The 14,743-nt window shown below is 45.2% G+C and carries 11 protein-coding genes; 6 read left to right on the forward strand and 5 right to left on the reverse strand.

Translation table 11 applies throughout. From position 1 onward, the window contains the following. Positions 1-46: 46 nt before the first annotated feature. The 3 genes from H9W84_RS03325 to H9W84_RS03335 all read right to left on the reverse strand — a co-directional run bounded on the left by H9W84_RS03325 (position 47) and on the right by H9W84_RS03335 (position 4,578). A complete protein-coding gene (locus H9W84_RS03325) occupies positions 47-1,399 on the reverse strand; it encodes a tyrosine-type recombinase/integrase (RefSeq protein ID WP_239741638.1) in 1,353 nt (450 codons plus the stop codon). Between the two features lie 504 nt (positions 1,400-1,903). After that, complete coding sequence (locus H9W84_RS03330; RefSeq protein ID WP_239741640.1) at positions 1,904-2,980, reverse strand: ABC transporter ATP-binding protein; 1,077 nt, start codon at positions 2,978-2,980, stop codon at positions 1,904-1,906. Next, positions 2,977-4,578, reverse strand: coding sequence for an ABC transporter permease (locus H9W84_RS03335; protein ID WP_239741642.1), 1,602 nt, complete (start codon positions 4,576-4,578; stop codon positions 2,977-2,979). The genes H9W84_RS03330 and H9W84_RS03335 overlap by 4 nt, the downstream gene beginning before the upstream one ends. Before the next feature lie 182 nt (positions 4,579-4,760). On the opposite strand from H9W84_RS03335, the gene H9W84_RS03340 reads away from it, so the two are divergent. Next, on the forward strand, positions 4,761-5,750 hold the full coding sequence (locus tag H9W84_RS03340; RefSeq protein ID WP_144917243.1) for an extracellular solute-binding protein: 990 nt from the start codon (positions 4,761-4,763) through the stop codon (positions 5,748-5,750). On the opposite strand, the gene H9W84_RS03345 is transcribed toward H9W84_RS03340, so the two are convergent. Then, positions 5,719-5,901 (reverse strand): hypothetical protein, encoded by a 183-nt coding sequence (locus H9W84_RS03345; protein ID WP_239741645.1) that lies wholly within the window; start codon positions 5,899-5,901, stop codon positions 5,719-5,721. The two genes, H9W84_RS03340 and H9W84_RS03345, sit on opposite strands and share 32 nt — an antisense overlap. Before the next feature lie 228 nt (positions 5,902-6,129). Between H9W84_RS03345 and H9W84_RS03350 the strand changes: the two genes are divergently transcribed. Then, the gene (locus H9W84_RS03350) at positions 6,130-7,644 is read left to right on the forward strand and encodes an aminoacyl-histidine dipeptidase (RefSeq protein ID WP_239741647.1); all 1,515 of its coding nucleotides are present in this window, start codon (positions 6,130-6,132) and stop codon (positions 7,642-7,644) included. Between the two features lie 195 nt (positions 7,645-7,839). Here the strand turns inward: H9W84_RS03350 and H9W84_RS03355 are convergent, their stop codons facing one another. Beyond that, a complete protein-coding gene (locus H9W84_RS03355; protein ID WP_239741649.1) occupies positions 7,840-9,891 on the reverse strand; it encodes an OPT family oligopeptide transporter in 2,052 nt (683 codons plus the stop codon). Between the two features lie 452 nt (positions 9,892-10,343). On the opposite strand from H9W84_RS03355, the gene H9W84_RS03360 reads away from it, so the two are divergent. From H9W84_RS03360 to H9W84_RS03375, 4 genes are all read left to right on the forward strand, one after another. Then, entirely contained in the window at positions 10,344-11,426 is a 1,083-nt protein-coding gene (locus tag H9W84_RS03360; protein WP_239741651.1) for an ATP-grasp domain-containing protein, read from the forward strand. 27 nt (positions 11,427-11,453) lie between these two features. Then, positions 11,454-12,641, forward strand: a complete 1,188-nt coding sequence (locus H9W84_RS03365; RefSeq protein ID WP_239741653.1) for a phosphoribosyltransferase domain-containing protein — start codon at positions 11,454-11,456, stop codon at positions 12,639-12,641. A 96-nt stretch (positions 12,642-12,737) separates the two neighbouring features. After that, positions 12,738-13,568: an HAD family hydrolase gene (locus H9W84_RS03370; protein ID WP_239741655.1), complete on the forward strand. Its 831-nt coding sequence runs from the start codon at positions 12,738-12,740 to the stop codon at positions 13,566-13,568. 2 nt (positions 13,569-13,570) lie between these two features. Then, positions 13,571-14,707 (forward strand): cysteine protease StiP domain-containing protein, encoded by a 1,137-nt coding sequence (locus tag H9W84_RS03375; RefSeq protein WP_239741657.1) that lies wholly within the window; start codon positions 13,571-13,573, stop codon positions 14,705-14,707. The last annotated feature ends 36 nt before the right edge of the window (positions 14,708-14,743 follow it).

Here is a 14,743-nt window from a genome sequence, read left to right on the forward strand (position 1 = left end):
AAAAAGGTTTTTTAATAATATTATATATTTTATTTAAAATTAAATGTTATTTTAATAATTCTAATATATTTTCCTTTCCTAATAATGCGACAAGCTGCTTAAGTTGTTGGCTTGCATCGGTAATATTACCATTTTTAAATTTGGATGTATCCTCATTGGTTCGAAGTGCATCCAAGTAATCTGCCCACATTTGCATCATTTCTTTTCTATCATCAAAAAATTCAAAACGCCCATAAGCCGAACCGTTTTGGTCTTTAGTGATATGACCAAGTCCCATTTCAACAATTAGAGCAGGATATTTCAATTGCTCTTGAAGCATTGTTTTGGCACTTGCTCGAAAGCCGTGAACACAATGGATATTTTGATAGCCTAATTCTTTAAGATGCTTATTTGCAGTATTATCGGAAATAATGCCATTCTTTTTGGCGGAAGGGCTATAAAAGACAAATTCCGTATGCCCGTTAATAGCGTATTGTTGTTTTAAAATCCCTATTGCTTGGTGGGGTAGAGGTACAACCATATCTCGCACCATATGTTCTTTGCCTTCACCTTTAAGTGGTTGAAATCGCCATTTGGCTTCGTTAAAGTCTAAATCTGCCCAACGCATACGACGTAAATCGCCATTGCGTACAAAAAGCATCGGCAATAGCCTAAGTGAGCTAATTGTATTTGAATCAACTTTATCTTTTAAAGAATCGATATCCTGCAACAGTTTAGCAAATTTATCGGGTTGAATAATTGCGGGACGGTGACCATATACGGGCTTAATCAATTGGCTTTTTACCATACTGGCTGGGTCTGTACTACAAAAACCACGAGCGCTAGCATATTTGAAAATATCACTAGCGATGCTGGCACAGCGTTCTGCCTTTTCTGTAGGTTTACCGTCTGCCTTAACAAACTGGTTTTGGACATCAATCAACATTGACAGTATTTGCGGCGGCGTTATTTCATCGATAGGCGTTTCACCAAGTCTGTCTTTAAGTAGTTTTAGGCAGTTTAGTTTACGTTGTAAGGTATTAGGCTTGAGCGTTGATTTGAGCGTTTCAAAATACTCGTCAGCAAATCTGCCAAACGACTTGTTATTGTTTACGAGTAGAGATTGCTTGACATGCTCACGATTTTCCTTGGGGTCAATATTTTTGCTCAGTAGATCTTGGTATTCTTGCCAAATTTCATGGGCACGAGCAAGCGTAATACTTGGATAAACGCCAAGCGAAATACGTTGACTTTTACCACTGGTGGGTGACGTATAACGAAAGAGCCATGATTTCGTTTCGTTAGGGCGTACCATTAAATATAACTTAGGACGCCCTTTAACTGGCACTAGATATTCTTTCGCTTCGGCTTTGTGTGAGCTGATACTGCGGTCAGATATGATAGGCTTACGTTTTTCCATGAGTAACCCAATAATGTATTGTCTTAGTGTACATTCTAGTGTACATTAAATGCAGATATTAGGGTAATAATTATGTAATAGCATGAGACATACTATTAGTTAAACTATTGAATTTATTAAAATATCTGTATTTTATGAGATGGTATGGTTAACAAGTTCGACACCCGCCGAGCGCACCATTCTTAATGCCTAAATTATTGATTTCATGAGGATTCTGATTTATTCATGTTTTTATGGGTATATAATAGGCGATATATATCCATTGGTAGAATGCAATTGCTTTTATGACTGCCCATAGAGAAGGATAGTCTTTTGCAATTCGATCAGCAACTCGACGGCTCTATTTTTAACTTCTGTTGAGTGTTTTTTAGTTTTCATAAGGGTATTGTTCCAGAGTTTTAGGTCTCCGACAATTCCGGGGCAGTTCAGAATATCAAAATAGACTATAAAACACTTAATTTTACTCGCTAGCCCTGTAAAATTATTTGACAAGGCTCTTAGCCTTTATTGACGGCTTTCAGGCAGGTGAGCGATCAGCAGCCCCACAGTTTCGCCCAATATGGCAACATCTGTGGGTGAGTAGACCAACACACGCTCTTGACTAGCAAGCTGCACTTCATAAACCACATGACTGCCTTTAAACTGCTTGGCGGTAATCAATCCATTAACCGCGCTGTTTGTTTGGGGTACCACCGATAGCCATTCTGGTCGAATCAGCACTTGGCGACTGTCTGCAAAATAAGGATAATTGCTCATTGGCAACGCACCGATTGCAGTCACCAACTCATTGCCATGTTGCTGCGCCTGTAGAAAGCTGCCTTTGCCGACAAATTTTGCCACCGTGGCGGTGCTAGGGGCTTGATACAATTGAATTGGCGTGTCCCATTGCTGCAATCGACCATCTGCCAACATACCGATTTTATCCGCTATCATAAAGGCTTCTTGCTGGTCATGGGTCACCACAATGGCGCTAATTTGTTTGGCTTTAAGTAGCTGCTGAATGCTCATCGCCAACGCTTCTCGCATATCGGCATCGAGACTTGAGAATGGCTCATCAAACAAAATCAGCTGCGGATTGGGGGCAATCGCCCGTGCCAATGCCACCCGCTGCTGCTGCCCGCCAGATAATTCATGCGGGTAGCGACATGCTAACTGTTCCAGTCTTATCAAGGTAAGTAAAGCATCAATGCTGCTCTGTCTATCAGTTTTCGACAAGTGTTGAAGCCCAAAACCAATGTTGTCTGCCACCGTCAAATGCGGAAACAGCGCATAATCCTGAAACACAATGCCAATCTGGCGCTGATAAGCAGGGATATTGATATGGGTGCGGCTATCAAATAGCGTCCGCTTGCCAAATTGAATTGAGCCTGCTGTCGGGGTTTCAAAACCTGCAATGCAGCGTAGCAGGCTGGTTTTACCACAGCCAGATTGACCGACCAAACACGCAATTTGCCCTTGCGGCAACTCAAAACTAATCTGATCGAGGACGGTTTTGCTAGACGCGTGATAACTGAGCGATAACTCATTCACAGTCAAATGCGCATCCGATACCGCGTTCTGCGATAAATCATTGAAGTTCATGTTACGTTACTTTCCTTGGAAAACAAAATCACGGGCAACAGTCCCGCTAGTATAATGACCAGTGCAGGCAATGCGGCTTGCTGAAACTGCCCTTCCATGGTAAAGGCATAAATTCGCACCGCGAGTGTGTCCCAATCACTAGGTCGGGTCATCAGCGTGATGGGCATCTCTTTCATCAAATCGACAAACACCATGAGTACGGCAACGCCTAGCGAGCTTTTGACCAAAGGGATATACAAACGGCGAATCAACGCAACACCGCGCACATTGAGGATGACTGCCGACTCCACAAGACTTGGACGGACACGCTCAAAACCTGCCTCAATGCTCGACACTGCCAGCGCCAAAAAGCGAATAATATAGGCTAAAAGCATCACAATTAACGAGCCTTTAATGACAGCGGTCGTACCATCACTGACGGGCAAAAATTGTAATAACAGATTGTCCATCGCTGCAATTGGGATAAAAATACCAATCGCCAATACCGAACCAGGGATGGCATAGCCGAGCGTGGTAATACGCATCAAAATCGTGGCAAACAATGACTTATCACTGCGCTTGGCAATCACAAGTAGCAATGCCACAACCATAACCAATACCGCACCAACAAGCCCAATCACTAATGAATTGCCCATCGGCTGGAGCAACGCGCTCACATCGCCCTGCTGCCAATGTGCAACCACCCAAACAATCAACTGGATGACAGGTAGCACAAAGCTGACCAGCAAAATCACACCGCAATAGACCGTTGTCAGCCAACCCAAACCACTAGGTAGCGGCTTTGGCTGAATTGCCGTTGATTTTTTGGTGGCAAATTGACGGCGGCCGCGACTCAGCTGCTCTAGCACAATCATGACAAATACAAATAGCACCAGTAAAGAAGCCAGTTGTTTGGCAGTATCAATGGAAAAAAAGCCAAACCAAGCTTGATAAATAGCAGTAGTAAAGGTTTCTACCCCAAAGACAGATACCGCACCAAAATCTGCGAGGACTTCCATCATCGCCAGCAGCAAGCCACCCATGAGCCATGGACGCGCCATCGGTAGGGCAATTTTGAGTAACGATTCGCGCGGCGTCAAGCCAAGCGATGCGCCCATCTCCAGCGCCTGTTGTCCCATACTGGTAAAGGCGTTGCGAGCGAGAAGATACACATAGGGATAAAAAGCTAGTATCAGCACAATCGATAATCCCCAAATATTGCGGATATCGGGCAGACCTTGTGCAAACCCCTGCTGCTCTCGCAAATAGGTACTAATTGCACCTGTATAGTCAAACATACCCAATTGCACAAACGCCAATACGTAGGCAGGTACAGTAAGTGGCAGCATCATCGCCCAAAAAAATAGCTTACGTCCTGGAAACTGGTACATCGCCGTTAGCCATGCGGTGGTCACGCCAAGTAGCAAAATCCCGACGGACGTCGTGATTAGCAATATCAGGGTGTTTTTAAGTAGTAACCCCAACTGATAATCAAGCAAAAACTGCCAAATCTCTTGGTCAATCTCACCAAAGCTAGTAAGTACCACCAAAAGCGGCAGCAATACTAGAGTCGAACATAGCACTAGCCAAAACCGAGCCAAACCAATACCCTTATTCATGTGCACCCAAATCGTTAACCTTAATGTAAATAATAATTATTATTGTTTAAATAAATATTCTATATTATACTACGAAACCACTACGTTTGGCGGCGATTTTAACTTGCACCGTCGCATCGTTAAGGTCTGCTTTTTAGTAGGGTGTTCGGTATAATTTTTTAGGACGAATAAAAGGGTAAATTATGAAACGCTTGATGACTTTTGGTATGTTGATGGGCGCGGTAACACCTGCGCTAGCAAGTGATTTGGTGATTTATTCAGCGCGTGCTGATAATTTGTTGAAGCCGATTGTGGCAAAATACGAGCAGCAAACAGGCGTAAAAATCAAGCTGGTCAACGATAAAGCAGGCGTACTGATCGAAAAAATTAAAGCAGAAGGTGCTAATACCCCAGCTGACTTACTCATCACCGTCGATGGCGGTAACTTATGGCAAGCGGCGCAAGAAAACATCTTAAGACCTGTCAATTCAAAAGTACTCGAAACCAATATCCCGCCGCAATTCCAAGACCCACAAAATCGTTGGTTTGGTATGTCAGTGCGCGCCCGTACCATTTTTTACAACCCAACCAAAATCAATCCAAGCCAGCTATCAACTTACGCAGATTTATCTACCCCCAAGTGGAAAGGCAAGCTGTGTTTAAGAACGTCGGACAATGTCTATAACCAATCTTTGGTTGCCACCATGATTCAGCACAACGGCTTACCACAAATGGAGCGTATTTTAAAAGGTTGGGTCAGTAATCTAGCCACCGCGCCATTTGCTAATGATACAGCGCTGCTTGAAGCAATTGACGCAGGTCGCTGTGATGTCGGTATCGCCAATACTTACTACTATGGTCGGCTGCTTGATACCAAGCCAAACATTAAGGTCAAACCCTATTTTGCCAACCAAAAATGGCAAGGCACCCATGTCAATGTATCGGGTATTGGCGTAGTTAAACACAGCAAAAACGCGGCACAAGCACAAAAATTTATGGAATGGCTCAGTGGCGCAGAGGCGCAAAATTTATTTGCTGACTTGAACAGTGAATACCCAGCCAACCCACGCATCGCACCAGATCCAAAAGTCGCCAGATGGGGCAGCTTTAAGCAGGACATTATCAATGTATCCGTGGCTGGTAAAAACCAACGCCATGCGATTATGCTAATGAAAAAAGCGGGTTATAAATAAACACGGTATTCACAGGCGGGTTGTCAATTTGGGCTTGTTGCCACTGGGCAAAGCCCTCGGTTATATTGCCAAATCGCTGTTGCGCAAAGGATTGAATAATATTGTGCGTTGCCGTCAATCCTTCGGCGAATAATTTTTTTTTCTTAGTCATTTTTACATTTTAATTCATCATAGATATTCTGTATGTGAATTATTATGTAAAAACCTGTATATTCTGTAAAATAATATTAACAATATTTCATTTTCTAAAATGGAATATTACTGTGCATTTGCCAATCGCGCTATAACTAAGCTAACCAGAAATAAGCTGACCATTCGTATGTAAAATTCGCTACAATATTGCCTTTGATAGTTAATACACTAAAAATCAGGCAATACCATGACAACCAACCTCTCTCAACTGTCACCCACTGCTGTTTGGCAATGGTTTGATCAAATTTGTGCTATTCCACATCCTACTTTTCATGAACACGCATTGGGTGACTTTATTGTTCAAGCAGTCCAAACCCGCGGACAGCAATACGGGTTAACGGTCAAAAAAGATGAAAAAGGCAATATTTTTATCTATAAACCAGCAAGCGTACAGCTTGATAGCAATATGGCAAACCATCCTGCGGTGGCTATCCAAGCGCATTTTGACATGGTGGCACAAAAAGGGGAAACCACCAACCATGATTTTATCACTGATCCTATCAAGCCTGTCATTAAAGACGATTGGGTCTGGGCAAGCGATACGACGCTTGGGGCAGATAATGGTATTGGGCTTGCTATGGCATTGGCGGTGGCGTTTAGTGATGATATTGTCCATCCACCGCTTGAGTTGATTTTGACTTGTGAAGAAGAAATCGGCATGGGCGGCGTCCAAGCCATTCACCCAGAGTGGCTGACCGCACCTGCGATGATTAACCTTGACTCAGAAGATGAAGGTGAACTGTTTATTGGCTGTGCTGGCGGGCGTGATGCAACATTCCAGTTAACTTGTCCGCTTATTACCGTAACCGAGGATGTCACGCCGATGGTGATTAAGGTAAGCGGTTTACAAGGTGGGCACTCTGGTATTGATATTCATAAAGGCTTAGCCAATGCTAACTTATTACTGGCGCGCGTGCTGGCAAGCCTGTTTGGCTCATCGCCTTTTTATCTACAACACTGGACAGGTGGGGTACTGCGAAATGTGATTACGCGTGAAGCCTCTGCGGCGGTGTTGGGTGATTTTGAGCGTATCAGCCAGTTGCTTCCCACTATCTTGCAAACGCTACAAGCTGAATATAAAATCACGGAACCCAACCTGACCGTGACTGTTGAAAAACTAGTAGCCTCGGATGCGCTGTCACCGGCATCTAGCAACCTTTCCGCCCTTAGTATAGCCGACAGTCAGCGTGTGCTTAACTTGCTGCGTAGCCTACCCAATGGCGTGATACGCATGAGCGATAGTTTTGCCGGCGTGGTAGATACATCAATTAGCACGGGCGTGGTTAAGCTTGGCCAAACTCACGACAATAATCACACCGCCACCCTTGAGATACGTTGTCTGATGCGATCTTTGGGTGAAACCCCAAAAGATGACATCGCCCAGCGCCTACAAGCTTTAGCAGATTTGGCAGGCGCAGCGCTAGAGTTAAGCGATGATTATCCAGGCTGGCAACCTGACCCAGATTCCAAGCTATTGGCAGTGGCAAAATCTGTGATGGCGAGTCATTTTGCAGGCGAGCCAAAACTGCAGGTGATTCATGCCGGTCTTGAATGCGGCATATTTAAAGGTAAAGCGCCAAACATGGACATGATTTCTTTTGGTCCAAATATCCGTGCGGCGCACTCACCCAAAGAGCGCGTAGAAATCGCCAGCGTGGCAAAAACTTGGCAGGTGTTATTAGACTTATTAAAAGTCTTGTAATGGCTAATGATTGCCTATGCTGCTATCACAGTTGTGAAAAAATGTCGTCGCCAAGGTTTTGAATTTAAGGTTTTAAACCTATGGTGTTGAGCCTATTTTCTTACACCGCGATACATAAAAAACCCTTGAAAATATTGATTTTCAAGGGTTTACTGATTGTCAAGGATGTATAGGGATATTAGATTTTAATGCTTGTTATGCTGATGTTTTGGCACTGCTCAACACGCGTCTGGCTAGTATTACGATAGCCAATACAAATGCCAATAATCCTAGCCATTGGGCAATGTTGTCCCAATTGGCAAGTTTAAGCGCCAGCGGTGCATCTGAGCCGCCCGTCGTGACTGACGCGGCAATAATAAACGCCATAATAACGCCAATCAAGCTCTCGCCCACAATTAACCCTGCAGCAAATAACGTACCTTTGCGCTCTGCAAACTTTAAGTTGCGCTCACGCTGCGCCGCCGCACTGTTTTTGGTGATACGGTTTTTAATCCACCATGCCAACACCGAGCCTATAAAAATCGGCATATTAATGGTAGGTGGCAAATAAATACCCATACCCACTGCCAGTACTGGCAAGCTGTATTTACCCGCTGAAGTTTTGCGTAATAAAGTATCAGCGACAATCAGTACCGCACCAATCAGCACACCGATAAGGATAAAGTCCCAGTTCAAATTATGCGCAAAAATCCCTTTGGCAATTGTGGTCATCAAGGTTGCTTGCGGTGCACCCAAGGCTTGCGAGGCATCCATATCAGGGCGAGGCAATGCCCCAGTAAAGCCGTAAGCTTTGTACAGTAGTTCTAAAATAGGGGAGATTACCAATGCACCTACCACGACACCAATCATTAACGCAACTTGCTGACGCCAAGGTGTGGCTTTTACCAAGTAACCCGTTTTTAAGTCTTGCAAATTGTCATTTGAAATTGTCGCTACACATAATACCGCCGAACCACAGAATAACGCCAACGCGGTGACAAATTTGCCATCGCCCGTGGTTAACAATTGCGGATAGGCATTGGCAACAAGCAATAAAATGAGCGAAATCACCACAATCGAGATAATGCCAATCCCTGAAATTGGGCTAGACGACGATCCAACCAAGCCCGCCATATAACCACACGCTGCCGCTACCAAGAAACCAATGATAAAGGTGACGGCAGTACAAACCAATACTAGCAACCATGCCAGACCCGCTGGCAAGCTTGTATCTGCCACAAACTGATAGAAACTAACCGCCAATAACAACGTCATTACCACCGTCCAGCCGATCATAACCTTGGGCGATAAATCCTGCTCCATACGACTGAGGTTTGATGAATTGCCACCTTTGAGCGCCTGCATGGAAATTTTTAATCCCTCAATCATTGGCTTCATAAGCGTGAGTAGCGTCCAAATCGCGGCAACACCAATGGTACCTGCACCGATAAAACGGACATTTTCCTTCCAGATTTTCATGGCAAATGCCGACATTTCCACGTCACTGGGCTGAGGCGTCATGCTCGTCAATATCGGCACCGCTGCACCCCAAGCAATAAAGATACCCAGCAAAATAGCAATACCGCCCGCTACGCCAACTAGGTAGCCTGCGCCAAGTAGCGCCAAAGAAAACCCCATGGGTAATTGGGTAATTGCCGACCCTGCTTTAAACCAGTAGCCTGCCGAATCTGCCAATACCCTAAGTCCACCGGTCAAAAACGCTACAATGCCTGATAACGCGCCACCAATCACAATATCCTTGGCGCCTGTTGAGGCATCTGACTGAGCGGGGGTATCATCTGATGTGTCCTGTTCGCCTGCCCGCAAAATTTCAGCAGCGGCAACGCCTTCAGGGTAGGGCAAATCACTGTTAACGACCATCGCATAGCGAAGCGGAATAGTAAAAATCACCCCTAAGATACCGCCAGCGATACATAAAATAGTGGTTTGCCAAAACGGAAACCCTGTCCAGTAACCGAGCATTAATAACGCTGGCAACACAAAGATAATAGACGATAAAGTACCTGCCGCAGAAGCTTGGGTTTGTACAATATTATTTTCAAGAATATTGCTATCTTTGGCAAATTTTAAAACTGCCATTGATATCACCGCCGCCGGAATGGACGAGGCAAACGTTAAACCGACTTTAAGTCCAAGATATACATTGGACGCGGTAAAGATGACAGTGATTAATGCCCCAAGAATAATGCCCCTTAGCGTCAATTCTTTGTGATTGGCATACATATCACCGATAGGCTGAACTTGCATGGGCAAATCTCCATGTAAAAGCAAAAGTTAATGGTGAGTAAAAAAAAGCTTATGGATTATACTGCGTTTTATGGCTAAAACAATAATTTTTATCTAGTACCCTAACCCTTGAAACATCGTAACACTACGGGTCTGAATAGGGCTATCATTGTGTAGCAAACGTTGTTTGGCAAATATTGTTTGGCAAAGCACGCCAATAATAGTTGCGCCTCATGCGTATAGATATAAGATACCTATGTGATTGGTAAAATAATAAGTCTTACCTACTAAGCAAAGAAAAGTTAAGCAAAGACAAGTAGTCAAGCATATCCTGCAGTGGCAGCCACGATTTATTTAGCAAGATACATTAAAATTTTGCACCACCTGCTATATAATTCTTGCTACACACTCAGCATGTTATATCTCAATGACAATCGATTACAGTTGTATGAAGATTTGCTAATGGAAATTGAATGATTTTAAACCCCAGTAATACCCCGTTTTCAATTTGGTTGGCAGAAGGGCAGTCAAGCCAGCGTGAGATGCTACTTGCCATGCAAGCCATGAAATGCCAATATAACTTACCCATGACCATCGTGGCATCCCATCGACAATCACGACCAGAAATCTTAAACTGTGCCGATATAGCGTACCAAGAGCCATCCGAGCCAAGTGAGCGGGTTGAGTTTGTACTTGCACAGGCCAAAAAGCACAATAGCAAAGTGGTATTGACAGGACGCAATAGCCAAGATTATGAAGCCAGACGTCAAGACTTCAAAGCAGCCGGTATTCGATTGTTGACAGGCGCAACTGACACAGCCACGCTTGAATTAATGGATGATAAAGCCGCTTTTACAGCTTTTTGCCAGCAACATGATATCCCTGTGGCAAGTGGCTGGCAGTTCGATAATACAGATGAGTTAATGGCACTGCTCGCGTTGCATGGTGAGCAGCCGTTATGTGTAAAACCCGTTAAAGGCATATTTGCGCAAGGGTTTTGGCGACTCGATACGGCAGCGGTCGATGCGTGGGATAGTTTTGAGCATTTATACTTCACCGATGCTAAAAAAATTCATCTTGCAGAATTTTTGCACGCCTATAACCATAGCCAACTGGTAAAAGAACAACCCATTGCTATGCTGCTGATGCCCTATCTAGCAGGCAAAGAATATTCGATTGATGTGGTATGTGAGACAGGGGAAGTGTTAGCCGCAGTGACGCGCTATAAAGAAGGCAGTGAGCAGCATGTGGGCTATGACGAGGCAGTGATGGCACTTGTCAAGCGTCTGGTGGCAGCCCTAAAAGCCGATGGTATTGTGAGCATCCAAACCAAAGCGGATGAAAATGGGACGCACAAGGTACTGGAAATCAATAGCCGCGCCTCTGGTGGGATTGGTTACACCGATCATGCCTTTGATAACGGCACAATGAATTTAACCCAATTAGCTTTTGCCTATTGGTCAGGCTGTATTACCAAACCGCAGTTAGCAGCAGTACGTGATACCATCACCCCTTGCATCGTGCGTCCGCTCATGACCAGTGTCAAAATCGGTTAACGCAAAAATAACAGGACAACAGACGGCATGACCGAGCAAAAAACTATTTCGTTATCGCGTGGCGAGCTTACTTTACGTTATCAAACCACTGCTGATTATCAGCTTGATGATTTGTTGGGATTTGCTGAGCGTATCAATCCCAAGCGCGCGTTTTTGTTTGTATCCAAAGTATTGGGGCGACATATTCCGGTATCTCCCGATAAGATGCGACAAGCCTTCACCCAGTTGGCAACTCTCATACCCGATGATTTGCCCGAGCCAATTGTGGTAATTGGTATGGCGGAGACCGCTGTTGGACTGTCTGCAGGGGTGCATCAAGTGCTGCAGGCGCGTTATCCACAAGCTATTTTGCTCAACTCGACGCGGCATGCACAGGCAGCAGAGCTGCTTACCACGTTTAGCGAAGATCATAGTCATGCAAGCGTGCATTTGATTTACCAAAGTGATGACAGCGAGCTACAAGCGAACGTTGAAAACGCCAAAACCTTGATTATAGTCGATGACGAAGCCTCCACAGGCAATACCTGTCAAAATGTGGTCAACGCCCTGCGTCAAGCAGGAATGAGTAAGCTTGAGCAAGTGCATTTGGCGACGTTGGTTGATTGGTCACTGGACAAAAAACTGGGCAAAACGGATAGTAATATTTTTAATGACATCGCCTTTTTTCGCCATCATTTGCTGGCAGGAGATTGGACGTGGAAAGATAGGGTAAATGCGCCCGCGGTTACCATGCCAAATGTGTCAACCACAAAGGCAGGCAGTCAGCCACTGCTGCCTACCGGCAATTGGGGTAGGCAACCGACACGCGATAGTACATCGGGATTGGATTTTTTGCTGCAAGGTTTGCAGCATATGCTGAGACAAAGACAATTGACCTTAGCGTCATTTGCTCATCAAAAAATCTTGGTGCTAGGCAGTAATGAGTTTGTTTGGTTGCCGTTGCTGCTTGCCGAAAGTCTGGCGCAGCATCAAGCGGATGTCAAGTTTTCCGCCTTGACGCGGTCACCCATCGCCATCCATGCTGATAGCGCCGTAACTAGCGTTATCAAGTTCTTTGATCATTATGGCTTGGGCATGACCAATTTTGTTTATAACGTGACGCCTGATGCGTGGGATTGGGTGCTGTTGTGCGTGGAAACCCCCCAAGATAGCGTGGATGAGTTTTGGCAGCGCTTTGATAATGTCATGGTAATTTCACCAAGACCCAAAATCTGACATTCTAAACCCGACAACCGGAGTCCGATACCTGAAGTCCGAAAGCTAATTAAGCACAAGAACGATAAAAGTTAAGTTTGATAAAAGTGAGTGTGAATGACCGATTTTTTTAAACCCGAAGCCCGTTTTTTTGAATCAAAAGTCGCTCTAGTCAAGCCTTATGCTTTGATGGATTTGGATGATACCTTGTTTCAAACCCAGCGAAAAATTGCAGCTTGGCAATTGCCAATGGATGGGTTAGTGGCGGCGACCGTCGATAAGCAGAATGCGCCATTGAGCTTTTTGACCCCAAAGCAGCGCCATTTTTTTAATTGGTTATCCCAATCAACAGAGCTCATCCCTGTCACCGCAAGAGATACCACTGAGATTATGCGCGTGAAACTGCCGTTTGATAGTTGGCAAGTTTTGACCCACGGTGCAGTGATTGTAGCGCCATCGGGGCAGCTTTGTGCGCGTTGGCAGCGGCTAATGGCAGGGCAATTGGTGGCGCTACAAGCCAAACTGACCCAGCTTATGGCGCGATTGGCAGGGTTTGAAGCACTACGCATAACCCCACATTATGAACACTTTATAGTAGACAATAACGCGACGGATTTGATGGTATATGTCGCCATCAAACATCAGCATAAAGACCACGATGCTTTGCTACAGTTTGCAGCACAGCTGCCGAGTGTGCTAAATGAGGCGGCTGATTTGGGCGATGAGTTTTATATCCATGTCAATGCCAATAACTTGGCAATCTTGCCGCACGTCGTCAACAAGCATCACGCGATGCGTTTTTTGCTCGACTATCATTTGGATAAAAACCGGCCTTGTTTTGGTTTTGGTGATAGTTTGGCAGATTTGCCGTTTTTACAATTATTGGACTGGTATGGCACGCCCAATCGAGGGCAACTGCATGATGCTATCAGTCAAGGGTGTGTATAATCATGACGACTCAGGCAAATTTTTCGGGTAGTTATTTATCTTCTGAGGTTACCTTGCTGCTCGATATCGTCAGTGCTGATAGCGTCAATGATATCAGCCCAACCCAAAAAGAAGCGTTAATCCAATCAGGTCAGCGCCATTATTCAGATATGTTGACGCTTGAAAAACCGCCAAGCGCCATGCATGAAGCCTTGTACAATCAAGCATTGGCGGCAGGCAAACAGCGCATGGCAAATGATGTCACAAGCCTTGCCTTTAGCTTATATCAGCTATTTCATGCTTGTGTGAATGCCTCGCAGCCGCTGATATTGGTCAGTCTCGTGCGGGCAGGATTGCCGATTGGGGTCTTGCTACAAAAAGCGCTTAGTGATGCATCTGCCAGTTATGCGTTAGCCAGTCAGCATTATGGGGTGAGTATCATCCGTGACCGCGGGCTTGACCCTGTTGCCTTGCAATATATTTTGCAGCAGCATCCCCATAGCCCGATTGTGTTTGTCGATGGTTGGACGGGTAAAGGGGCTATCTATGGTGAGTTGCAACGAAGTTTAGCCCAAATCACTGATAAGCGGCAACAAGCGCAACTGTTTCACCAAGGTGACGGGGTGATTCCACTGGTGACGTTGGCAGATCCTGCTGGGGTGGCTTGGCTATCGGCAAGTGATGATGATTGGCTAATGCCCGCAAGTTTGCTCAATAGCACTGTCTCTGGGCTGATATCGCGTACCCTGTATCGTGAGCCCAGTGATGGACTGCACCAAGCAGTGTATTATGACAAGTTACAGCCTTGGGATCGCAGTGGCGAGTTTATCCAAACCATTGATGCGCTGCGTCAGCAAACGCCCTTATCAACACCGCTAACGGGCAAGTTATTGCCGATTTTTGCCACCCAGTCTGTGATAGATGACTTAGCGGCGCGCTTTGCCATCAGCAATCGCAACCGTATTAAACCCACCATCGCCGAGGCGACCCGCGCGATATTACGGCGCGACCCTGAGTGTGTATTGGTCAATGAGATGGCAGACGGACAAGATACAGCATTACTGCGTCATCTTTGTGAGGAAAAAAATATTCAATTAATTGCAGATACCAGTATTGCACCTTACCAAGCTGTCACCATTATTAAGGACAGAAGCCAATGATAACCGCATCTTTGCGCTCATCGACCTTGTTAACCG

Source organism: Moraxella tetraodonis (assembly GCF_022359095.1).
In the GTDB taxonomy this organism is placed as follows: domain Bacteria; phylum Pseudomonadota; class Gammaproteobacteria; order Pseudomonadales; family Moraxellaceae; genus Faucicola; species Faucicola tetraodonis.

Excerpts from the sequence above, each read along its gene's own strand:
- H9W84_RS03355 (WP_239741649.1), bottom strand. The coding sequence starts at position 9,891 with ATGCAAGTTCAGCCTATCGGTGATATGTATGCCAATCACAAAGAATTG.
- H9W84_RS03325 (WP_239741638.1), bottom strand. The coding sequence starts at position 1,399 with ATGGAAAAACGTAAGCCTATCATATCTGACCGCAGTATCAGCTCACAC.
- H9W84_RS03350 (WP_239741647.1), top strand. The coding sequence starts at position 6,130 with ATGACAACCAACCTCTCTCAACTGTCACCCACTGCTGTTTGGCAATGG.
- H9W84_RS03330 (WP_239741640.1), bottom strand. The coding sequence starts at position 2,980 with ATGAACTTCAATGATTTATCGCAGAACGCGGTATCGGATGCGCATTTG.
- H9W84_RS03375 (WP_239741657.1), top strand. The coding sequence starts at position 13,571 with ATGACGACTCAGGCAAATTTTTCGGGTAGTTATTTATCTTCTGAGGTT.
- H9W84_RS03340 (WP_144917243.1), top strand. The coding sequence starts at position 4,761 with ATGAAACGCTTGATGACTTTTGGTATGTTGATGGGCGCGGTAACACCT.
- H9W84_RS03335 (WP_239741642.1), bottom strand. The coding sequence starts at position 4,578 with ATGAATAAGGGTATTGGTTTGGCTCGGTTTTGGCTAGTGCTATGTTCG.
- H9W84_RS03365 (WP_239741653.1), top strand. The coding sequence starts at position 11,454 with ATGACCGAGCAAAAAACTATTTCGTTATCGCGTGGCGAGCTTACTTTA.
- H9W84_RS03345 (WP_239741645.1), bottom strand. The coding sequence starts at position 5,901 with ATGACTAAGAAAAAAAAATTATTCGCCGAAGGATTGACGGCAACGCAC.
- H9W84_RS03360 (WP_239741651.1), top strand. The coding sequence starts at position 10,344 with ATGATTTTAAACCCCAGTAATACCCCGTTTTCAATTTGGTTGGCAGAA.
- H9W84_RS03370 (WP_239741655.1), top strand. The coding sequence starts at position 12,738 with ATGACCGATTTTTTTAAACCCGAAGCCCGTTTTTTTGAATCAAAAGTC.